This is a genomic window from Sporolactobacillus nakayamae (genome assembly GCF_900113325.1).
GTDB lineage: Bacteria > Bacillota > Bacilli > Bacillales > Sporolactobacillaceae > Sporolactobacillus > Sporolactobacillus nakayamae.
Map to the genome: position 1 here is coordinate 1 of NZ_FOOY01000032.1, position 22,383 is coordinate 22,383.

The window sequence follows — 22,383 nt, forward strand, 5'->3', positions numbered from 1 at the left end:
ACAATCGGGACAAAGATACCCGAGATACTGTCAGCGAGCCGCTGGATCGGTGCTTTTGATCCCTGGGCTTCCTCAACAATCTTGACAATCCCGGCAAGTGCCGTATCTTTCCCTACTTTTTCAGCCTTCATGGTCAGCGTTCCATTTGCATTCACCGTTGCCCCGATGACTTTGTCATCTTTTCCTTTTTCGACAGGGATGGATTCACCAGTAATCATTGATTCGTCAACAGAAGAACGGCCGTTGACAACGATACCATCTACAGGTATTTTTTCTCCAGGTTTGACACGTAACAAATCACCAACAGCAACCTGATCGATCGGTACCTTTCGTTCCTTCCCCTCCTCAATGATGGTTGCCTCTTTTGCCTGAAGCCCCATCAGTTCAGTAATCGCTGCAGTCGTCCGCCGCTTTGCACGTGATTCAAAATATTTTCCCAGAAGAACAAGTGTAATTAAAATCGCACTCGTTTCAAAATACAACTCAGGATTGGCGAGTCCGCCGAATTGATAACGGAAGGTCTCGAACGCACTGTAAAAGTAAGCAGCACTCGTACCCAGCGCAACCAAAACATCCATATTGGCACTCTTATTTAATAGAGCTTTTGTTCCACTGACATAAAACTGGCCGCCAATGTAGAACTGCACAATACCAGCTACGACAAGCTGGAACCATGGATTCATCAGCAAGTGAGGGATCGGAAGGCCTGTATTAAAGGGCAAGTGTGCAATCATTGTGTAAAGCAGTGGTAGCGAAAGAACAGTGGACAAGATTAGTTTCTGAAGCTTTCTTCTGAGCTCCTTCTCTTTTGCGTCCGTCGCCTGTTCTTGTTTCGGGACAGCCTTGTAACCGAGTTTCTTGACTTGATCATAAATCGCAGTAGGTTCGGTGATCCCGGGCTGAAAGATCACAGTTCCAGACTCAGTCGCTAGATTAACCTGGGCTGATACTACACCTGCCATACGGCTCAATCCCTTTTCAATACGCGCGGCACAAGAGGCACAGGTCATACCAAGAATATCCGTATCCAACCTTTGCGTTCGCACGCCGTAACCCAGCTTTTCAATCTTTTGTACAATGTCCGTGGGTTTTGCTTTTTCCTCATGGATGGTCACCTTCGCTTTTTCCAATGCGAGGTTGACATTCGCTTCGACGCCATCCATCTTATTGAGCGATTTTTCAATCCTTGTCGAGCAGGAAGCACAGGTCATCCCTGTAATCCCAATCTGCATTGCCTTTGAACTCATCCATTTCATCCCCTTATATCCGTTCATCCAGAAGTCAATGTGAACCCCCAGAATAAATGATTTGTATTTATTCCAACTAAAGATTCAGGTTAGCAGCTCCTGCCATCTTCTTTCAGCTTTATTATACCCATGGGGGGTATACGTGTCAAATGATAAATTGAGCGATCTGTTATACCTAGTCGTGGGGCTTTTCGTAATTAAATGAAGGCACTGCTTATCCCTTGGTCTCATTTATTCTAATAAACAGATGTGTAGTTTTTGTTAGGGTATGAAAAATATCATATCTTTTTTGAAATCATTTGCGAACAAGCACGAATAGAAATGGAAAATCAGAGAAACATCAGGTTTCCTTATTCCCTAAGTTCTAAGGAATGATACGATCTCTGCCTTTTATATTTAACATTTAATAGCTATAGATTTCTTGATCATTACGATCTCTAGATACATTGATTTAAACTTTATTTTTATTGAGTATTTATAAATCTTCACAGTTTCTCCACATTTGTTCGATACACTTGTGGAAACGAGATAAGGAGAGTGTATCCATGAAAAAGTTTCTTTTCGTCGCACTGGCAATTTTCACACTACTCATCATTACTGCGTGCTCTGCGACTACAGAAAATAGCAACAAAACAGCCAACAAGCAGGCTGCGAGCAGCGAATCGGCTGCTTCAGAATCACCCAAAATATTGAGAGGGCCAAATATTACGCTTGTTGCCGAAAAAGGGACACAAAAATTGAGCAACGGCGTTACTGTCCCAGTTTGGACGTTTAACGGATCAGCACCCGGACCGGAAATTCATGTACAAAAAGGCCAGAAAGTGCGTGTCACCTTAAAGAATGAGCTTTCTGCACCCGTTTCGATTCACTGGCACGGTTATCCAGTTCCTAATAAAATGGACGGTATCCCAGGTGTCACACAAAACGCTGTAGCCCCAGGAAAGAGCTTCACTTATGAGTTCGTTGCTGACAAAACAGGCACTTATTGGTATCACTCTCACCAGGATTCAGTGAATCAGGTGGACCGAGGGTTATATGGGGCCTTCATTGTTGAAGATCCTAAAGAAAAATATGATAAGGATTACACCCTAATGCTGGACGAATGGATGACCGATAAAAATCAGATCAACAGTCAGATTAAAGCGATGACACCTGCGGGTCAAAGCAATAAGAACAACGGAGATTCCGGAATGGGCAGCATGCCCGGCATGGATATGGGCGATTCAGATCAAGGCAGCTCAAATAGTGGTGGCAGTAGTGGAATGAATATGGATAATATGGACAACAGCAGTTCAGATAGCGGAAACAGCAACGGCATGAATATGCCCGGGAATATGATGGCCGATAATATGAGCATGTACGACTTGTACACGATTAATGGAAAAAGCGGCAGTCTGGTTAAACCTCTGACGGTCAATAAAGGGGATAATGTTCGGCTGCGTTTCATTAATGCCGGCTACCTCCCGCATAACATTCATATCCATGGTCACAACATTAAAGTAATTGCAACTGATGGTCAGCCTATAAACAATCCGCAGGCCGTTAAAAACCAGGTCATTTCCATCGCACCAGGTGAACGATATGATGTAGCCTTTACTGCGGACAATCCGGGAAAATGGTATATCGAAGATCATGGAACAGCAAAGGGTACGAACGGGATGAAGGCCTTAATTGACTATGAAGGTAGCAAGGCTACAACCGATCAACCTAATGCAAGCACACAATTGCCGGCTATAAACTTTGCTGACTACGGGTCTAAAACAAAACCTGAGTTTACGCTGAATCAAAAATACGACGTCACCTATACCATGAACCTTAATGCAGGTATGAACAATAATGGGATGATCTATACGATCAATGGGAAAACCTTCCCAAATACAGATCCGATTAAGGTTAAAACGGGTGATCGCGTGAAGGTCAAGCTGGTCAATCGTGATCATATGAATAACCATCCAATGCATCTCCATGGCCACTTTTTCCAGGTTTTGAGCAAAAATGGTAAACCGGTCAGCGGTTCCCCCATTTACAAAGATACGTTGAATGTAAAACCGGGTGAAACTTATGAGGTTGCCTTCCTGTCCGATAATCCGGGTAACTGGCTGTTTCACTGCCACGATCTGCATCACGCGAACGCAGGGATGATAACCGAGGTCCAGTATACAGATTTCCATTCAAGTTATGTTCCAAGTTCTTCGAGTAACAATAAACCAGAGTAAGTATTCTTAAAATAGAGGCTAAACGATCATGTTACAATAGTCTCAGAGGTGGTGGTAGATATGATGGGATGGAATGGTGGTATGATGAGTGGTTTTGGTTTAGGTATGGGTTTTATCGGATGGCTTGTGCAACTATCACTGTTTATTGCCGTGATCTATCTAGTAGTTACCCTAATTAAAAAATTGAATCATCATTCAGACACCAATAAACAAGGGTACGTGATTTTAAAAGAACGATTTGCCCAAGGTGAAATCACAGAGGATGAATACAAAAAAATGAAAAAGATTTTGGATGACTGAACATGTGATAGGTCTTAAATAAGTGTGAGGGGGAAAGTCAATATGACTTTCCCCCTCACTTTTTTGCATGAATAGCTACTAATTCATAGAAAAATTAAAATCTGCAAAATGAGCATCGGTATACCTTGAATAAAAGGAGAGGAAAGAACGAATAATGATCAAAATATAGATAAATTATCGAGATATCAATTCATCTTCAGTCACCCATTTATGGTTTTTTATCACTTTTCCAGTCTTAGTATCGGTATAATTGACCATATAAATATTCGTTTGCTTAGCACTGTCAATTGTTGCTTCTGCGCCCATCATCCCTGGCATATGGCTGGCGTTTAGCTTAACCTTTGTCCCCGTTTTGAGAAGTCCTTTGTTGTGAGTCTGTAACTCTTGCTGGATAACCCACTTATGATTTCTAACCACTTTCCCACCGTTAGTTGGATGATAAGTAACAGTATACACATTAGTAGTATAAACTCCGGCAACCGTTCCTTTAGCATTCATCATACCGGACATATGATCTGTTTTCAGCGTCACTTTACTCCCCTTTTTAAATTCAGGATTCATTGTTGCCACAAGGCCCTGTGGAACATCGCGATCCGACATAGCGTGCTGATCATGATCTCTATTCATATCATGGCTCATGGAGCTTGAACTGTCATTTGTTCCCTGGTTTGTGCTACACCCAGTTAACGCTACAACAAGAACTAATAAAAAAAAGGATACGCAGAATTTTTTTATTGCCAAAGCTGATCACTCCTGACACAATAAAATTAATCACATCAGGTAATATACCCTTTAAGATGAAAATAAATCGTATGCCCTGTCAGATTTGGGAACTGCGATGTCTCCCCTTCCAAGGCTTGTACTTACGTTATAATAAGGTTATAGAGTTCCTACGGAGGTATGCCAGTTGGCTAGTAAAGAGCTAGATAAAATCATTGAAGAATACAATACATACGAGATGCGGAATCAGTTTATCATACCTAGTTTATCAATGATGAACGCCTTAAAGCATTTTGTACCATAAAAAAAGCATTACTAAAGTGGTTACTGAAATTGAAAACAGTACCTTTGGCAATGATTTTAAGAGATACTTTAGTCCACCTAAAAAAAGAAAAAAAGCCCGAAAGAAAAATGCATTCTCTCGTTTCCCCTCGTATTTTTCCTGTCAAGACAAAAAGACAGCCCGAATAAACTCTTCTTTTATAATGCTACGAAGTTGAACCATTAAGACTGTATGAGAATATTTCACCGAGTCCTGAAAAAACCTACTGGCAGCCGGTGGGTTAATATTAGGCACTTATTGAAAAAAGTAATCAAGAAGCTAAACTTCTTTTTTTCATCCAATACTTCTACTGATATTTTTAGCTTTTCTGAGATAAATGGCTTAACTTCTTTGAACTAACCGAAATATTTTTTATTTAACAATCATCCAATTTTTATCTTTTTGCAGAGTCAAATCAAGCTGTGAAATCTGCGTCGCCTTTGTTTGCTGATCGAGATACTTCACGGATACTGAAACCTGCACTTGATTGCCCACTTTCCGATACACCGGATTGATCATCTCTGAAAAGACATAGTCCTTGCCAATCGGTTTCAGCACATTGTCTTTGACATAGTAGGACAGTTCTTCTTTACTTGCAGTAGGATATAGTTTAAAGAACGTTTTTAAAAATACGTTGATTTCTTCTGTCGTACCTCCATTCACCGTACCATCATTTTCTACTGCTTTTGGCTCATAACCTGACTTCACAGGAATCTCGCAAATGGTGGGATTTCTGACGATGACCATGTTTCCGGCTTTATCCATATAGACTCCCACCTCATAAGAGGCATTCACCGCCTTTTTTGTGTGGCCCTCCGTTATCAGCTGATCAACGGAAAAAATGACGGCATACTCGTGTTCATCGATTTGCCTTACCTTCCAGATTTCCACGTCGTTAACTGAAGAAGAGGTAGGAATGTCCCTGCGAATGGTGTCGATGTTTAAATCCTGTAATTCTTTAGTCAGATACCCTTTGAGAGCTTCTGTCCGTTGGTCGATTACATTCTGGTTGTTTTTCCATGAATAATAGACTTTGGCAAAGTTTTTGATGAAATTTTCGATCGGGTTGATATCTATCACTTGTTTTTCAATCACTTTTGTTTCATGAACCGTGTGCCTATTGATGGCGGTAAAATTTTTGTAGATGCCAAAAGCAACACTGCTTATCAGCAGAATCCACAGAAAAATGACCCATTTTCTGTGGATTCCGACTTTCATCACGTGGACCTTTGGGGACTTGAGCTGCTTTTCTTTTTTTCTTATTTTCATAGCTTAAATCTTCCTTTCTATTTGTTTTTGATCCGACCAGCGCTGACTAGGTGTTTCTGCCAGTATGAGGTTGTAAGATCGGCATACCCAATCGGATCACCAGCTTGATACATGCGATTGTTACCGACATAAATACCGACGTGTGTGATATAAGTAGCTGCATTATAGGTATCGTGAAAAAAAACCAAATCTCCCGGTTTCGCTTCCGATAGCGGAAGATGCTGCGTGACGTCATACTGTTCCTGAGCTGTCCGAGGCAGTCTAATGCCCGCTTTTCCAAAGCTCCATTGCGTCAATCCACTACAATCAAAGGACGTGTTGGGATTGTCTCCCCCAAACACATAGCGCCAGCCTTTATATTTCAAGGCTTCGTTCATGATTGCCTGAACGGTGGCATTGTCGAAATGTGCCACGGTCAAATATTGCGAAACCAAAGCGACATAGAACATATTCCCGTAACGGTATCGCCAGCCACTATTTTTCTTCAATGCAATCGGGTTTGTGTAAGAAACTTTTTCCCCATCGGATTTTTCTTTCGCAAAGTTCTCCGCAAGTTCAAAGGTGTATTTTTTACCGTGACTCGCCACGTAATCGATGAAATTCCCTCCATAGTTGTAAGACTGAATCACGGTATTGATGTCGCCTCCTTTTTTCCTAGAAGACTGTAGTAAAGCCGCAAAATATTTGCACCCTTGCTGAATCGACTTCTCCACAGTAAAGGAATGCTGAGGTTGTCCGGTCGAGGCCATCGACTGCATGACATCTGTGCCACGACCTCCGCTTTCCACCTGCATGATGGCAAGCAAATCACCGACATAGCGCTCGATTTGATATTTCTTGGCATACTTTTCCACCATTGGCTGGTGGGCCAGTACTTCCTGTGACAGATTAGCGCCTGCAAGATCGATCCCATTGCTGCTGCCATCTCCATCCTCTTCATTTGAAATGAAAACAGCGACAAAAATTAGTAGGGAAATCAGCATAGCGAAGACGGCACCGAAGATTAGCCAAACGTTTAATCTCATTTTTGGCTTCCTCTCTGCCTACGAGTCACGCGTTGCCTTGTCTGTTGACCCGTTTCTGTCCGATTATGCCTGAGGGTTGCCTCTTGTTTTTTGATCATCGGGGCCAGTTGTCGGCTCTTTTTTGGTGTAAACGGTTGTCGCGTTGCGTTTGGATGAGTCGGTGCGTGCTCTTTCTGCGTCGCAACTGGGCTTCTCCTGTTAAGATCCTGCTTGGTGAGATCTTGGCGTACTGTAGAATCTGGCATCTGGACGACCGGACGATTGAGCTCGGTATTTTTTGCTTGGCTTTTTTTCGCCTGATCCTTGAATGAGTGGATTGAGTTTATCGTCCTTTTGTTTGTCTTCAGCGTGGAATCAGGCATTACAGACCGTGCAGGTGCCGAATGAGGCCTTGCCGTTTTTTGCTTCTTGGCTGGTTTATCTTTTGTTAATTTGGTTTTAGGCCGTTCAACGAAATCCTGTTCGGTTGCCTTTTGTTGACGGGTCCGGTTAAATTCCAGTCGGCGTTGCGCAATCGTCGGACGCTGCTGCATTTGGTTCTTTTCACGGTTCTGTTTTTTGTCCGCGATTTTTTGCACTGTACGACTTTTGGCGTCCTCTGTCTTTTTTGTCATCGTGTCGTGCTTTTCTGTCTTCCCATGAATCAAGACTTGGCGGGTATTCAAAGGTAAAGCCGCTGTTTGCTTCTTTCTTGGATTTGGGTTGTCCGTGCTTCGCTTTATTGTCTCTTTGCCCGCACCCGCTGACCGACCCGTACGAGGCTCAAGCTGGGATTTCTTTGATCCTTGTGTTGGACGTTGGCTGCGGGTTTGCGTCCGTTGGGAAGCTCCGGACCTCGAAGCTTTTGCCCTTGCCCCAGGGCCAGCTGCCGCACCGGTTGCTCCGGCCGTAAAAAAGCGACCCATTTTCCGCTTCCATCGCCGCGTCTCGCGATGTAAGAACCGATAAGGCCGTTGCAGGATTGGGCTTCCCATCTGCTGAGAATCACTCGCCTGCAAGTGGAATAGACCCATAAGGTCACCCAGTTTGGCGTAAATACCCGCAAAAGTCACAATCTGTAAAAAGGCAATCAGGAAAAACGGGAATTCTCCGGATAGGGCGTAAAGCATGGTGGAAATGGAAAAGGCAATCGTGACAATTAGCGTAATGCCTGCCCGTGTCATGATGACATTGAAAAGCTTCATGATGGCCTGTTTGCCCATGCCATTAAAGCCCGGGATCATGGAAAGCAGAAAACTGATGGGCAGGAAGAGGGCATAGATGATGAACAAGATCTGCGAGAAAATCATGATCCCCGAAAGTAGAAACACGAAGATGGAAATCCCGATATTGAATAGAAACAGGAAGAACACCATCCCCAAACGTGGGGTCGTCTTGGTGAGTGTCAGGTTCTTATTGCCTTCTTTTTCAATTTCCTCTTTAACAACCGCTTCCCGGTCTGCGCCGTTGTTTGCGTCCGGATCTGCGGACAGCAGCTTTTCCACCCGTTTCTGTCCGATTTTAGTCATATCAGAATTGCCATACTGTAGAAGCAGCCAGGGCTGCTGCACTTGTATCGAAAACAAGTTATCCCGGATGAGGGCTGCGCTGTCCTGACCATGACTTCCCGAGTGTGGCATCACCATTTTTGTCCCCAGCGACAGACTAGCCTTGCTGATGTCCGCCGAAAATCCATTGATTTTGCCGATATAGTCTGGGGCATAGGCAATAAAGGAAGCGGACAGAAGAAAAACCACCAAAAAGTTCATCACGGCGTGAATCACTTTGGTGGTCTCTCGCTTGATCAGCCCCACATAGGCCACATAGATCCCGAGGATTAAAATAAAAATCAGCAGGAACCCTGGATAAAAGCCAGAACTATGAAAGCCGCTGGGCGAAATACCTGCCAATGTTTGCATGTTTTTTCCAATCGCGTTTGCAGTCTTGGAAACGAAATCTAAGGAATAGGCTTCCTGTACGAGATACCCTGTCGCATTGGACAGGTAGAGGGAGAGCGTCCAGATAAAATTCGTGATGGCGTAGAGTCCATACATGACCTGTTTGCCAATACCATCGGTCCAATTCCACGGCAGCCAGTCCCATGAATTATCCACATAGAAATCGAGCTGGTAATTGCCCAAAGGATATTTAGAGTAAGCATTCTGAGCACTGACCGTATCATCGACAAGACCGGCCGCATGGGCAATCGTTCCAAGCAGTGCGAAGAAAAGCAGCGATCCAACCGTGACCAAAAGAACAGCCATGAAAATTTTACGTCTCTTTTTCAGGTGCATTTAGGTCACCTCTTTTCTGACCGGTGGACGGGTGTCAAAGGCATGGAGCAGTTCCTCAAAGACCGGATGAATCTGGATGACACCTACACGGCCATACAAGTCAGAGATAAGGCACTGGCCATTTTCAAGTTCACGTAATCGTTTCTGGTTTTGTTCATCCTCCTTGTCCACGCCGAAGAATTCCAGTGTCTTCTTGATTTCGTGTATATCCGTCGAACGAAATGCAAATTTCAGACCGATATTGTTTTTCATCTTCTCATCCAGTAAATCATCTGCGTTCTGGGTTACGAAATAAACACCGGCATTCATGGCGCGACCAGCCCGCACCAGCTTGTTGGAAAGGGTCTTCCCCTGTGCCACCTGCAAAAAGCTCCAGGCTTCATCCAAGTCCACCATTTTAAACACGCTGCGGTTGGAGTGAATGAAATCAAGGGCAAAGGTGCTGATGACAATTAAAATCGCCACACTTAAAAGTTCCACAGTCGTGTATTCCTTAAATTCGGTTTCAGCATCTGGAAGCACCAAGTCCGCCACTTGGATGATGTTCAGCTGCTTATCCAGGCTAATCGACTGAACGGTCATGCCATCAGAGAACAACAAGTGTCCCAGGTTACTGTCCTTAATGCTGTCGATATGGTCAGCCATGCTGCTCGCAACGGAGGTGCCCTCCTTGTATAGCTCGTCAATGACGCACAAAAGCCCTTGTCGGTCGCTTTGCGTCACCCGACGGATCGCCTTACGAAGCGTTGGGAACTTCTCACCATCCCGACTGGAAATGCCTGTGAGAAAGGTAAGGATGTCGATGGCGAGGCTCTCTGCGTCCTTCGTCTGTTTCATAATCACATAAGGGTCAAGTAAGCCCTTGTTGCGTTCCTCTCTGGTCAGATTGATGATGTTAATTTCCTCGGCAATTTCCGGTAGCGTTTCCTTCCACCCACCACGCTCGGATTTGGGATCTAAGATCACCGCCTGTCCCCCGTAGAGGACGGCATAATAGACGAGTAAGTTGTTCGAGAAGGATTTTCCGCCGCCAAGGGAACCAAGAAAAGCCGCTGCAAGTGCATTAGTGACAGACCCTTTCACGCCTTGTGCTGCAAGGCTCGGCTTTAAGTAAACGTTACGCCCGGTGTCCAGATTATAGCCGATATAGATCCCCTCTGGTTCCCCAAGCATCTGCGCGGCCCCAAAGCCCAAGCTTGCAAGAAAGTCACTGGTCACATACTGGATATAATCATTCATATACCGCTTGCTGGCAGGAAGGAACTCACCGTGCAGCCCGATCATGTCTCCGAACGGTCGCACCAGTTTAATGCTTAAATCGTCGTAGAAGTCCATGACTTCGTTACATCGACGCTTCAATTCGTCCAGATCCGGCGCTGCTACCCGTATCACGTAACTGAGCTTATACATCGCTTCTTTGGTCTGGTCGAGATTCGCTTCCAGCTCGCTGACACTATCCAGGGCTTCCATCACGTCGTTACCTGACTCATTATTAGACTGCCAGGCATGGTTATCTAAGTCTTTCAATTCTTTTTTCTTGTTTCGAACCGTCGTTAAGGCTTTCTTATTCGTGACAATGTCCACATTCATCGATGTATCAATTGGAAACGTAAATTGTTGTTGCTGATAGTAAAAAATTTCTGAGGAGGGGAAGTCCAGCTCTCGTACAATCGAATTGATCGTGAAATAGGAAACATAAGTCGTCTGGTCTTCCTGCTCGATTTTCAAATATCTCTGGTTTTCCTCGACAAGGCAGCGAGTCGGCTTGATGAGGTCATACCGCTTCACCAGCATTTCCTGCTTCAGTTTCTTTGCCGGTAAATGGTAGGCATATTCCTCATAGGGCGAACCCGTCTTCCCATAAAGATGTTCAATCAGATAGCCAAAGTCATCTTTATCCAGCCTGCGAACTTTGAATCTGCGGGAAATCTTGCTTTCCAGCAGGTGTTCCATTTTCATAAACCGGTTAATCTCTTTCGTACTCATGCTGACGAAATCGCCCATCAGTTTGTGATTGACCTCGTAAAGGAAATCAGAAAAGGTCATCAGAATGGATTCACTGATCACCTTAAGGCTGACTTCCTGTTCGTTTAAAAGCAGTTTGAAGCCAATAAAAAAGCGATAGTCGATTTGGTTTTCACCAATCATTCCGACTAACGCTTCAGTCTGTTCATCAATTTTCCGGCAAGCAATGTCTCTCAATCTTCCAGAGATTTCTTTCTTGCTTCGCTCCTGCGTGGCCCGAATACTTGATTCTGTAGCAATCTGCAAGGCATGAATTTTCCCGTCACGGCTCTGGGCGACCAACTGACGAAAATGCTCATGCACCTGGTATTTTTCTTCTGGACTCAGAAAGGAGTAGTTGTAGGGAATCAGTTCATAATAGGCGAAACATTCCCCGTCGTGATTAAAAACGAGGTTATTTTCGATGTACTTGATCGGATACAGCATAACGTTCCCTCCTCACGGCGGTAATCGCTCCACCGACGGTCTCTTTTTTCAGCTTCACAGACTTTCCAGCATAGGTGACTTTGGGACGGAGCATATAGGAAAATACGGATTTCAGAAAGCCATAGGGCTTTTTCCCATCAAAGGTCTTCTGTGACATGAACCACGTGAAGCCAACCGGAAGACCCACATATTTCAGCAGGACGCCATGAATGAAAGACAACGGTGGCACGTTCGCAAAGAGCACCACCAGCAAGAGCGAGCAGACAAACCAAGCCATTTGCGTAAAAGTGACCGGAAAGGGTAGTTGGAAGTCATTGATGGCGTAGATCACCTTCTCCACGTTCCAGATGCTAGTATAGCTTCTGATTTTTTTCATCTGTCACTATTCCTTTCTGTTTAAGAGACTTTTTAGTTAACTGACGTATTCAAAAACACCGTGGGAAGTGACGAGAAAATTTCCTTCCAACTCCAAATCCCGTCCATAAGCTTCATAGTCAATATAGTTTTGCAAATGAGAAGGGACTTCACCAAGGGTACCTGACTCTTCCAATAGGTAACGGGCCACATTCTCCATATCATCACAATCGGGATAACAGATGATGTCATCCTTATGCTCCACCATTTCTTCAAAACTGCCAAAAAAGGCGTTCTGGATTTCTCTCATTTCCTCCTCAATCGGTGTTCCTTCTAATTCCTTCGCTAGAGAACACAGACGGTTGATTTCCTCAATGGGCGTGTATTCATCAATATCAAAGGGCAATTCGTAATCGTGGATGGCATATTCTTCATATTCATGATTCAATCCGATACGCTCCTTGACCTCCTCAAAGTCAACGGGTGGAGTGAACCATGCACCGACTAATTCGCCCTCATTGTACTTGCCAAGATTGGCTATATAGACTTTCATTTCCATCTATATATCACTTCCTTTTCCTAAAAATAGATACAAAAAAAGCAGTGGTTTTCGACTGCGCAATGGCTACCCATTAAATTTATTTAGATAAAAGTGCATTTCCCTGTCGCACTACCGTTTGACGTACCTGTTTTTTGGCATGCATAAGAAAAGCCCTTATACATGCCAAAAGAACAGGTGTTAAAGTTACGCACCCACGACTCTGTTAAACAGATTCAGTAAGACATCTTTGACACCTGCCGCATTGAAGACTAATCCCACGGCAATCAAAGCAATCACTAGAAAACCAATCAGCTTGGAAAATTCCCGTTTAAAACCGAGATAAAGCCCGATGACCACAATCGCCATCAAGACGAGAGACTGAGCATTATTTAAAAACCAAGTGTATAAATTCCGTCCAAAATTCATGAGCGATTTCTCCTTTTATACATCCAATTTGTGATTAAAATTTCGTTGATGCATTGTTTAAAGATCATTTTTGCCGATGATGATTCGTGACCATCTGTTCGGCAGCATCGGCCTGCTGCTGGACTATTTTTTCGTGGCGTTTCGTGAGCTTGGCATGCCGGATCATGTCATCAATGACGGTAGTATCTTTGATCTGGTCGAGCCAAAGCGCCACTTTTAATGTCGGGGCCACCTGTCGCTGTAACCAGCCTAAGGTCCGGTCAAAAGAATACGGCTCCGGTTGGGTGGTTAATTTCAATTTCTCCCGGTTTTTTCCGATAAACCAGGCCCAGTTTTCGTTCATTTTCCATGTGCTGCGTCGCTTATTTTCCACTTTGTCCACAAAACGCAGGTAACGGTTGATGATGGAAAAAGCCGTACGCTCCGCATCGTGGTAAGCCATCAGGTCAAGGATGGCGTGATCGGCACGTTCGTTTTTCAGGCGGATTTCAAATCGGTTTTTGACTTCGGCTTCGTCGATAGGGATGTCACTCTTTGCATACTGCTCGTAGTCCTTTTCATAAAGGCAGAAATAGATTTCACTTTTTAGAGAACCGATATAGAGCGTGTGCCCCATGGCTTCCTTTTCCTCTCGGCGGATGAGCTCGCCGCTACGGTAACTTTTAAAGCTGCGAAACACAGAAATACATTCTTCATGTCGGCATTTTTCCGTCAGCTGCGGAATATCCAAAATGTCTGCCTTGTCATTGATCGCTAAGTCCAGCCTCTTGAATACACCGCCCTCGCAGATGGCATCCATGAAAAAGTCGGTCCAGCTTCGGTGTTGGGCTAAAAGGAATCCCTCAAACTGGCGGCAGCCTCGTCCTTTCAGTTCCAGCAGCACACCTTTTTGTTCATCAGGAGAGACCATCACAAAAATATCTCCCAAAGCGTAATGTTCCGTGTAGGAATAGAAGCCATAGTCTTCATGAAGCATGTAGTTCATTTTCAAAAGCAGAATGTCTTCAATGACATGCTTCACATCCGTGGTTGGGAATCGTATCCGCACATAGTCAAACAGCATCTCAAGTGGTGCATCGGGATTGAGCCGTTCCAATGCTTTTAGTAACGCCGTTTTGATGTCATCCGATGGGGAAGCCCTGCTGTTTTCAATATCGTTGAGATACTGTCTGGTCATTCCGGCAACAACCGCCAGGCGATTTTGTGAAAGGCCGTATGAAAGCCGCTTTTCCTTCAGATGTTGTACCCATAAATCATTTTCGCTCAATGATTACCCTCCAATCAAAAAGAGGATGTCAACTGAAAGGGGCATAGTTGACATCCTCCAAAAATTCCAGAAACCTAGACAGAATAGGGTGTTTACTGGATTTTGAAACTGTTTTTTATTGTATTTGTGCCCCCCTGTTAGATACGGGGGGCTAAATCGCTGGCGTGGCTGACGCCACACCAGCAGCAGGCTAGTCCGTCCCTTCGGCTTTCGCTTCGCACGCCGCCTGTCCGTCCTGCCTGCTTCTTATCAGTGTTCCAATCTCTTTTATAAAATTGTGTCCTTTAGGGACTAAAGGGGTATAAAACTCTGAGATGACACTTGTCCCTGTATCCACATAACCTCGCCCTTTGATTTGTTTTAGGAAAAAATCCTTTTCCACCTCACCAAACATCATGCTGTAGCCCATTTCCGACATGCGTCCCAAGGCCACACGGAAGTTGAATTGGTCACGAATCCCATCGCCTAAAAATTTAGCGTCTGGACGCTGGCAGGCAAGGATCAGGAAGTACCCGGCCTGTCTCCCAAGCATGACGATCCGTTTCAACTTGGTTAAAACAACAGAACTCTCTTTCCCAAGCATTTCCATGAACGCCACGTATTCATCAAAGATGAGGAAGTGAGCGGGCAATCCCAGATAAGCATAGTTCTCTCCGGTCTTGTAGCCAGTCATCTGTTTCATGGCTTCACTGCGTTCCATCATACTGTCATAAAACTGGTTCAGACAGGCCATCATGTCTTCTTTCTGATGATGGACATTCGGCATGACTTCAGAAAGATCAGCAAGATCCGAATTTTTTGGGTCAAGGACATAAAGCATGGCGTTTGTGCGCGCTAAGGCTTCAATGAGTGAGAAGATGAAGTAGGTTTTTCCTCCGCCTGTTCCCCCAGCAATGAGCATATGAGGTAACTTATCATACTCCCAATAAACAGACTTCATCAGCTTTAAGCGCCCGTCTTTAGCAGTGACTTCTTCAATGGAAATACGATTCGCAATCGTATCATAGAGCAGGGTATATTCTAGATAAGAATCCTTGAGCTCTTTGTCCACCAGTTCACAGTACAAGCCACTTTCCAGCTTCTTTTCCAAGTGCAGGAGCTGATCCTGATATTTACCCAACGTAATTTCTACGTGGATGTGAATCAGTCCATCTTTGAGCCGGTAATACATCTTTGGGAAATGGCGGATTCTCTCCTTTTGCCTGCCGGATGGTAGGTCTTTAAAGAGCCCGTCATGTTGCACCTGTTCGGATTCATACCATTTATTTTCTAGGATCATTTTGGCTAGCTTTTGGCGGTGCACGAGCTGTTTCACTCTATCTCGATGAAAGTGGTAATAAAGGCCGGCCACAAGCATGCTTATTCCTGCAGCTACACTGACACTGAACATGAGATAGGGCGTGATAGCAAACTGCAAGCTGCCTTCATGCAAAAGTCGTACCTTCTTCCAGTCCATTAGCATGAGCCGCTTCCCATGAAAGGCCAGCAACACGAATAGGAAAACAAGAACGAGTGAGGTAGCAGCAAATCGAAAGACAAGATGTTGATCACCCGCTCGAATCCTTTTTCCTTTATAGATGAAATGTTTCATAAATGATCCTTTCCGGAAAATGAAATGGCATTACTTTCCTTTAGTTTGTGGCTGCGGATGGGGGACGGCTTGTTTATTTTTCAGCGCTATGTCCTCGGCCTTGATATACCAGTCCACATCCGCTCCCAAAAATGTGGCAGTCGCTACTGTATCCGCTACCGGGTTGATCAGTTCCACTTCGGCATTATAGTCAAACTCTTTTAACGGGACGGCAGCCGGAATACTGACCTGTATCATGCGTCCTTGTCCACGGGATTTAAGGTCATAAGTCCGTTCTTTAATTTCATCACTGACTGTGCCGTCCTCATTATTCACGCGCACTTCACGGCGGAGTGCGGAGAATTTCAGCGCACCAAATGTCTTGTCCTTATCAATCACAATGCCTTCAGCTAATCTCATTTTTTGCCCTCCTTATGCTTTCACCATATCGTCTGCATGCAGAATATAATTTGTAAAACCACGAGCACCAATTTTATAACCCTCTGCGGTAATTCGAGGATTGATCAATTTCACCTTGTCTTCTACTTCAAAATGCTTTTCACCCGCTTCCGGTGGTAACACCAAAACGATATCGTCCGCTCGCTGGATGTCGGAATACAAATTGTAGCTGCGGGAAAGGATCATCGTGCGACCATTAACCCGGCGCTGTTCTACATTGCCTTCTCCAGCATATTCGAGGTTTCCAAATGTCTTTTCAACGTTTGGAATAATGTGTTTCAGTTCCATAAATCATTTTCCTTTCTGTAAATAATTTTGTTTTGATTAATACGCTGATTCAAGCTTAAATTTTGTCGGGAAAAGAGCGAGATGCTCTGGTGAAAGCACATCCCTTCCAACACCAAAAACTTGAAATAAAAAGGCTGAAATGATTTCTCATCTCAGCACAGGATTGATTAAAATTCGTAGCACAGTAAGGGTACCTTTCGAAACAGAATGACTTGGCGGAAAATAAGACAAAAAAAGAAGGCATATTCTTCAAAATATACCTTCCGAACCTTGAACTGATACGGTTCTCTGACTCCGATCCTTGGCGGAATTTTGGCGGAGATCCTTATCAATTTAAATGTTTTTATCCATTTTACCTTTGCCAAAAATGCTGTTAAATCAACGTTTCGATACCAAACGAGGTATCTACTTTATTCCCACTCAATCGTTGCCGGTGGCTTGGAGGTAATGTCATACACGATACGGTTGACGTGTTCGACTTCGTTGACGATTCGGGTTGAGATCTTCTCGAGCACATCCCATGGGATGCGTGCCCAGTCGGAGGTCATGCCGTCGATCGACGTTACGGCACGGATCGCGATGCAGTGATCATAGGTACGGCCGTCGCCCATGACGCCAACGCTTTGGATGTTCGGCAACACGGTGAAGTATTGCCAGATGTCGCGGTCGAGACCGGCCTTCTTGACTTCATCACGAAGGATTGCGTCGGACTCGCGGACGATTTCGAGCTTGTCTTCGCTGATTGCGCCGAGGACGCGGATGCCAAGGCCAGGGCCTGGGAACGGTTGACGCCAAACGATGTCATCTGCAAGGCCAAGTTCGGTACCAAGCGCGCGGACTTCGTCTTTGAACAGCGTGTTGAGCGGTTCAATCAGCTTGAATTTCATGTCTTCCGGCAGTCCGCCGACATTGTGGTGCGATTTAATGTTCTGAGATGAGCCGCCGGCGCCGCTTTCGACAACGTCCGTGTAGAGCGTGCCTTGCACGAGGTAGGCAATATCCTCGAGTTTATTGGCTTCATCTTGGAACAAATAGATAAATTCATTGCCGATGATTTTACGCTTGCGTTCCGGATCACTGACGCCTTCAAGCTTATCCAAGAAGCGTTTTTTGGCATCGACATGAATGAAATTCATATGGAAACGGTTTTGGAATGTATCGACAACGCCTTCAGCTTCGCTTTTGCGGAGCAGGCCGTGATCAACGAAGATACAGGTCAGCTGGTCGCCGATTGCTTTATGCACGAGTGCAGCGGCGACTGAAGAATCCACACCGCCGCTTAACGCGCAAATGACCTTTTGATTGCCGACGGTCGCGCGAATCTTTTCAACCTGCTCGTCAATGAAGTGTTCCATTGACCAGCTTTTTTCCGCGCCGCAGATGTTGAACACAAAGTTGCTCAGGATCTCGTTACCGTGCACGGAGTGGCGCACTTCCGGATGAAATTGAACCGCATAAACTTTTTTCGCATCATTTGCCATCGCTGCAACCGGACAGGATTCACTGCTTGCTTCAATCTTGAATCCTTCAGGAAGTGTCTTAACGCGATCGCCATGGCTCATCCATACCGTTTGCTTTTCAGGCAGGCTTTTAAAGAGTGCGTTATCTGTGTTTGCCGTGATCTCTGCTTTCCCGTATTCACGGTGCGTCGCGCGTTCAACTGTCGATCCGTAATGCTTGCTGATCAGTTGCAAGCCATAACAGATACCGAGGATCGGAATGTCCAGGTCAAAAATAGCTGAATCGCACAAAGGTGCGCCTTCGTCATAAACACTGTTTGGTCCGCCGGAGAAGATAATTCCTTTTGGATTCTTTTCTTTAATTTGCTCCGCAGTCAGCGTATTCGGGAACAGCTCGCTATACACGCCTAAATCACGAATTCGCCTTGCAATCAATTGATTGTACTGACCGCCGAAGTCCATAACAAGAATCAAGTTGTTCGGTTGTCCCATCCTTCTGTCCCACCCCATCCGTATTTATCAATACTTTGTACACATATCATTAATGATTCAAAAAGCCGGAAGCCGAAATGGCTTCCAGTTCGATTTACAGGATTAGTATTCGCCAAGATTCAACAAAATGAATCACTTTTCCTATTTTAACAATGAATGCGGTGTTCAGCAACCCATCAAAGCAAATACCTTAAGTAGACATAAATGGAAGAAATCACAATCGAGAGCAGCATTACAGGTATTCCTATTTTCATAAAACCAAGAAATGTAATGCGGTGGCCGCCTCGTCCTGAAAGAGCTGCAACCACAAGATTTGCGCTGGCACCGATTAAGAGACCGTTTCCACCAAGGCACGCACCAAGCGACAAACTCCACCATAACGGTTCGAGCTGGGTCACACCTAGTTCGCCCATATCCTTGATCAATGGAATCATGGTAGCGACAAACGGAATATTGTCGATAATAGAGGAAGCGATCGCACTCATCCAAAGAACGAGAAAAGTTGTCGGAACGAGGTTTCCACCGGTTAGCGCAAGTGCTTTCTTCGCCAGCTCAGTAATGACCCCCGTCTCCACAAGTCCCGCCACAAGAACAAAGAGTCCGACAAAAAAGAATAGGGTTGGCCATTCAACACCCGCCAGAGCTTTTTCCAGATAACGTTCTCCGGAGAGCAACAATAAAAAGAATGCTCCTGCGAGAGCAATCGTCGCTGTCTCCACGCCAATAAGCTGATGCAAGAAAAATCCAGCAATTGTGAGCAACAGAACAGAAACAGCTTTAATAAGCAGCACTTTATCTTTAATTGCTTCAGATGCGTTGAGCGCCGCTAATTTTGCGCGTGCGTCCGTATTTCCATGCAGTGAACGGCGATAGATGAGCGCAAGCATGGCAAGCGTTGCAACGGTAATGATAAGAACGACCGGTGCCAGATTCGTGATAAAATCCATAAAACTAAGATCAGGAACAGCGCTCCCAATCATGATGTTCGGTGGATCGCCGATCATCGTTGCGGTGCCTCCAATATTTGCCATGAAAATCTCCGACATCAGAAAAGGTGTCGGTGAAATGGCCAATTGTCTCGCAATGCTCAAAGTCACCGGAACAACAAGCAGCACGGTCGTTACATTATCGAGGAACGCCGAGCCTATTGCTGTAATTAAGGAAAAAACGATCAGCAGCGTCAATGGCTGCCCATTCACCAATTGCGCCGAGCGAATGGAGATATACTTAAACAATCCGGTTTGTGCAGTGATTGATACGATGATCATCATGCCGGTCAAAAGGCCGATTGTATTAAAATCAATATGTTTGATCGCCGCATCCTGAGAGAGAACGCCAAAAAGAAGCAGCAAAGAAGCTCCGGACATAGCAGCTATAGTCCGATGAATTTTTTCCGAAATAATCAGTGCATAAGCTGCGATAAAAACGATGATGGCAATTAATGCTTCACTCTGCATGTCTATCTTCCCTTGTTTTATTATTTGCGCTGAATCATGTGCCCGTAATATTTATGAAGATTGAATTTTTTCGGCAATGTATGCGATAATCAATGCAAATCACTGATTGCAAAAGGAGAGAATTATTTATGAAAATCGCGTCGATTCAGCTTGAAATCAGCGACACAGAATCTGCGGCTGATCGGGTGCGGCGAGTTGACGCACAGCTGGGCAATCTAAAGGACTATGATTTTATTCTTCTTCCTGAAATCTGGATGACCGGTTACAATACCTTTGACAACTATACAAAAGAAGCAACGCTAATGGACGGTTCCTTTGTTTCTCATTTTGCGAAAAAAGCGCGTGACTTAAATGCCTATCTGTTTGCCGGTAGCTTCGTTGAAAAATCCGGCAACCATTATTACAACACAAGTATCCTGTTCAACCGTCAAGGCAAGTTGATTGCTTCCTATCGAAAAATCCACCTGTTTACGTACGGATCTAAGGAAGGCGACCTGCTGACACGCGGTACTGATCCCGTTGTCATTGACACAGAGTTTGGTAAAGTCGGTCTTGCCACATGCTACGACCTGCGCTTCCCGGAGCAGTTTCGCAAAGAGCTGGACCGGGGTGCCAAAATGTTCTTAATTACATCTGCATGGCCGCTCGCTCGCCTTAATCACTGGAAGTTGTTTAATGCCGCACGAGCCGTTGAGAACCAATGCTTTCTCGTTTCATGCAACTGTGTCGGCACGAACCAAGGTGTCGTTCTCGGTGGGCACAGCCGCGTCATCGATCCATGGGGCAATGTGCTTGCAACCGGTGATGAGAGAGAATCGGTTGTCATCGCCGAGTTTGATCTTGGAAGTGTTGATCGAATTCGTGAAGAATTTCCTCAGCTCAAGCATCGCGTTGCAATAAACTGAGTCATTTGTGAATCTGCTATTCCGGCCGCTATTCATGTGCGCGCCGGCGCCTCTTTTTTTTCAAACAAAAACTTCAGAAGAGGCGGGGTAATTAGTGTTGTCAAAATAACAACAAGGATCAGCGGGGTAAAGTACTTCTGAGCCAGCAGATGAGCCTCAATGCCGATCGAGGCGAGTATGAGCGCCACCTCGCCCCTTGAAATCATACCGGAGCCGATGCGGCATGAAGACAACGGTGAAAAACCGGTCAGCCACGCGCCGGCACCGGAACCGATAAATTTGGTCAATATGGCGATCAGCGTCACACCGACAATGAACCACAATTGGTCAAAGATTCCATTGAATGTTACTTTTAGTCCAATGCTGACAAAAAAGGCGGGAACAAAGAGACTGTAAGCCACCGGCTCGATCTTTCGCTCAATGGTTTCTTTGAATGATGTCTGTGCAAGGGCTGTGCCGGCAATAAATGAGCCAATGATTCCCGCCACACCAAGAAGATCTGCATACCACGCAAAAATAAAACAAAGCACCAGAGCAAGGGAAATCACCGGTTCGGCAACTTTTAATCGTCCGCATAATCGAACGATCCACGGAACGCCCTTCCATGCGACAAGGACTGCCGTGGCAAAGAAAAAGACTTTTTCACCAATAACCAACCAAATTGATGTATTTGAATCACCAAAGAAACTCATGGAGAAGGCCAGAAGAACAATCACGAGAACATCATCGAGCACGGCCGCACCAAGCAGCGTCATGCTTTCTTTTGATTGGAGCTTTCCTAACTCCTTCAGCGTCTGTACGGAAATACTTACCGATGTGGCTGACAAGGTCAGTCCAAGAAAAACCGCGTGACTTGTATCCATGCCAAGGAACACGCCCGTAAGATAACCGAACCCGAGTGGAAGAATCACGCCGCCAAGCGCCACCGCCGATGAAGAACGCGCACTGTTTCTCAGACCTTCCAGATCTGTCTCCAAACCTGCGATAAACATGAGCATAAGTACGCCAATTTCACTAAAGACATGAATCAATTCAGAATCCGGTACCCAGCCGAGTAAAGCCGGACCAATTAGAATACCTACGATCAGTTCCCCAAGAACCGATGGCTGCCCCAAATGAACACTTACATGACCAGCAATTTTTGTAGCTGCAATAATAAGTGCTAATTGAATAATAAATTCCATTCTCATCCCTTCTTTCCACAAAAAAGCAAAAGGGAGCCCATCAATGACAGGCTCCACCAAAAAACGTTTTTTATTCACTTTATGTTAAGGTTACTCAATAACCAGCTTTATTGTCAACTATTATAGAATATAATAATGCTGGGATCTTTCTTCTCAC

19 protein-coding genes are annotated in these 22,383 nt (G+C 44.9%); 3 read left to right on the forward strand and 16 right to left on the reverse strand.

The features are described from left to right. Positions 1–1,247: heavy metal translocating P-type ATPase (locus tag BM003_RS15975; RefSeq protein ID WP_143128488.1), on the reverse strand; the 1,247-nt coding region annotated here is incomplete at its 3' end. A 545-nt stretch (positions 1,248–1,792) separates the two neighbouring features. On the opposite strand from BM003_RS15975, the gene BM003_RS15980 reads away from it, so the two are divergent. Together BM003_RS15980 and BM003_RS15985 are read left to right on the forward strand one after the other, a co-directional pair. Continuing rightward, on the forward strand, positions 1,793–3,463 hold the full coding sequence (locus BM003_RS15980) for a multicopper oxidase family protein (protein WP_093674653.1): 1,671 nt from the start codon (positions 1,793–1,795) through the stop codon (positions 3,461–3,463). A gap of 60 nt (positions 3,464–3,523) precedes the next feature. Then, positions 3,524–3,763 carry an SHOCT domain-containing protein gene (locus BM003_RS15985; RefSeq protein WP_093674654.1) on the forward strand — a complete coding sequence of 80 codons (240 nt, stop codon included), beginning with the start codon at positions 3,524–3,526 and terminating at the stop codon, positions 3,761–3,763. A 174-nt stretch (positions 3,764–3,937) separates the two neighbouring features. Here the strand turns inward: BM003_RS15985 and BM003_RS15990 are convergent, their stop codons facing one another. From BM003_RS15990 to BM003_RS16055, 14 genes are all read right to left on the reverse strand, one after another. Next, positions 3,938–4,504, reverse strand: coding sequence for a YdhK family protein (locus tag BM003_RS15990; RefSeq protein WP_010027048.1), 567 nt, complete (start codon positions 4,502–4,504; stop codon positions 3,938–3,940). A 673-nt stretch (positions 4,505–5,177) separates the two neighbouring features. Continuing rightward, positions 5,178–6,074, reverse strand: coding sequence for a conjugal transfer protein (locus tag BM003_RS15995; RefSeq protein ID WP_093674655.1), 897 nt, complete (start codon positions 6,072–6,074; stop codon positions 5,178–5,180). A gap of 17 nt (positions 6,075–6,091) precedes the next feature. Then, entirely contained in the window at positions 6,092–7,099 is a 1,008-nt protein-coding gene (locus tag BM003_RS16000) for a bifunctional lytic transglycosylase/C40 family peptidase (protein WP_093674656.1), read from the reverse strand. Then, positions 7,096–9,372 (reverse strand): CD3337/EF1877 family mobilome membrane protein, encoded by a 2,277-nt coding sequence (locus BM003_RS16005; RefSeq protein ID WP_093674657.1) that lies wholly within the window; start codon positions 9,370–9,372, stop codon positions 7,096–7,098. Before BM003_RS16005 ends, BM003_RS16000 begins: the two co-directional genes overlap by 4 nt. Next, positions 9,373–11,823: a conjugal transfer ATPase TcpF gene (gene tcpF / locus BM003_RS16010; RefSeq protein WP_047035263.1), complete on the reverse strand. Its 2,451-nt coding sequence runs from the start codon at positions 11,821–11,823 to the stop codon at positions 9,373–9,375. Further along, a complete protein-coding gene (locus tag BM003_RS16015; protein ID WP_010023712.1) occupies positions 11,792–12,199 on the reverse strand; it encodes a conjugal transfer protein in 408 nt (135 codons plus the stop codon). The genes tcpF and BM003_RS16015 overlap by 32 nt, the downstream gene beginning before the upstream one ends. Before the next feature lie 36 nt (positions 12,200–12,235). Then, positions 12,236–12,736, reverse strand: coding sequence for an antirestriction protein ArdA (locus BM003_RS16020; protein ID WP_010023710.1), 501 nt, complete (start codon positions 12,734–12,736; stop codon positions 12,236–12,238). Positions 12,737–12,922: 186 nt separating this feature from the next. Beyond that, entirely contained in the window at positions 12,923–13,144 is a 222-nt protein-coding gene (locus BM003_RS16025) for a hypothetical protein (protein WP_010023708.1), read from the reverse strand. Between the two features lie 64 nt (positions 13,145–13,208). Then, entirely contained in the window at positions 13,209–14,411 is a 1,203-nt protein-coding gene (gene mobT / locus BM003_RS16030) for a MobT family relaxase (protein ID WP_010023706.1), read from the reverse strand. 190 nt (positions 14,412–14,601) lie between these two features. Then, positions 14,602–16,002: an FtsK/SpoIIIE domain-containing protein gene (locus BM003_RS16035; protein WP_093674658.1), complete on the reverse strand. Its 1,401-nt coding sequence runs from the start codon at positions 16,000–16,002 to the stop codon at positions 14,602–14,604. A 30-nt stretch (positions 16,003–16,032) separates the two neighbouring features. Next, positions 16,033–16,401, reverse strand: coding sequence for a YdcP family protein (locus BM003_RS16040; RefSeq protein WP_093674659.1), 369 nt, complete (start codon positions 16,399–16,401; stop codon positions 16,033–16,035). 12 nt (positions 16,402–16,413) lie between these two features. After that, on the reverse strand, positions 16,414–16,728 hold the full coding sequence (locus BM003_RS16045) for a YdcP family protein (protein WP_093674660.1): 315 nt from the start codon (positions 16,726–16,728) through the stop codon (positions 16,414–16,416). Positions 16,729–17,138: 410 nt separating this feature from the next. Further along, entirely contained in the window at positions 17,139–18,680 is a 1,542-nt protein-coding gene (gene guaA, locus BM003_RS16050; RefSeq protein WP_093674661.1) for a glutamine-hydrolyzing GMP synthase, read from the reverse strand. A gap of 176 nt (positions 18,681–18,856) precedes the next feature. Then, the gene (locus tag BM003_RS16055) at positions 18,857–20,137 is read right to left on the reverse strand and encodes an ArsB/NhaD family transporter (protein ID WP_093674662.1); all 1,281 of its coding nucleotides are present in this window, start codon (positions 20,135–20,137) and stop codon (positions 18,857–18,859) included. Positions 20,138–20,265: 128 nt separating this feature from the next. Here BM003_RS16055 and BM003_RS16060 point away from each other — a divergent pair, with 128 nt between their 5' ends. Next, the gene (locus tag BM003_RS16060; RefSeq protein WP_093674663.1) at positions 20,266–21,042 is read left to right on the forward strand and encodes a carbon-nitrogen family hydrolase; all 777 of its coding nucleotides are present in this window, start codon (positions 20,266–20,268) and stop codon (positions 21,040–21,042) included. 32 nt (positions 21,043–21,074) lie between these two features. Here BM003_RS16060 and BM003_RS16065 read toward each other — a convergent pair whose 3' ends face one another. Next, positions 21,075–22,232, reverse strand: a complete 1,158-nt coding sequence (locus tag BM003_RS16065) for a cation:proton antiporter (protein ID WP_093674668.1) — start codon at positions 22,230–22,232, stop codon at positions 21,075–21,077. Positions 22,233–22,383: the final 151 nt, after the last annotated feature.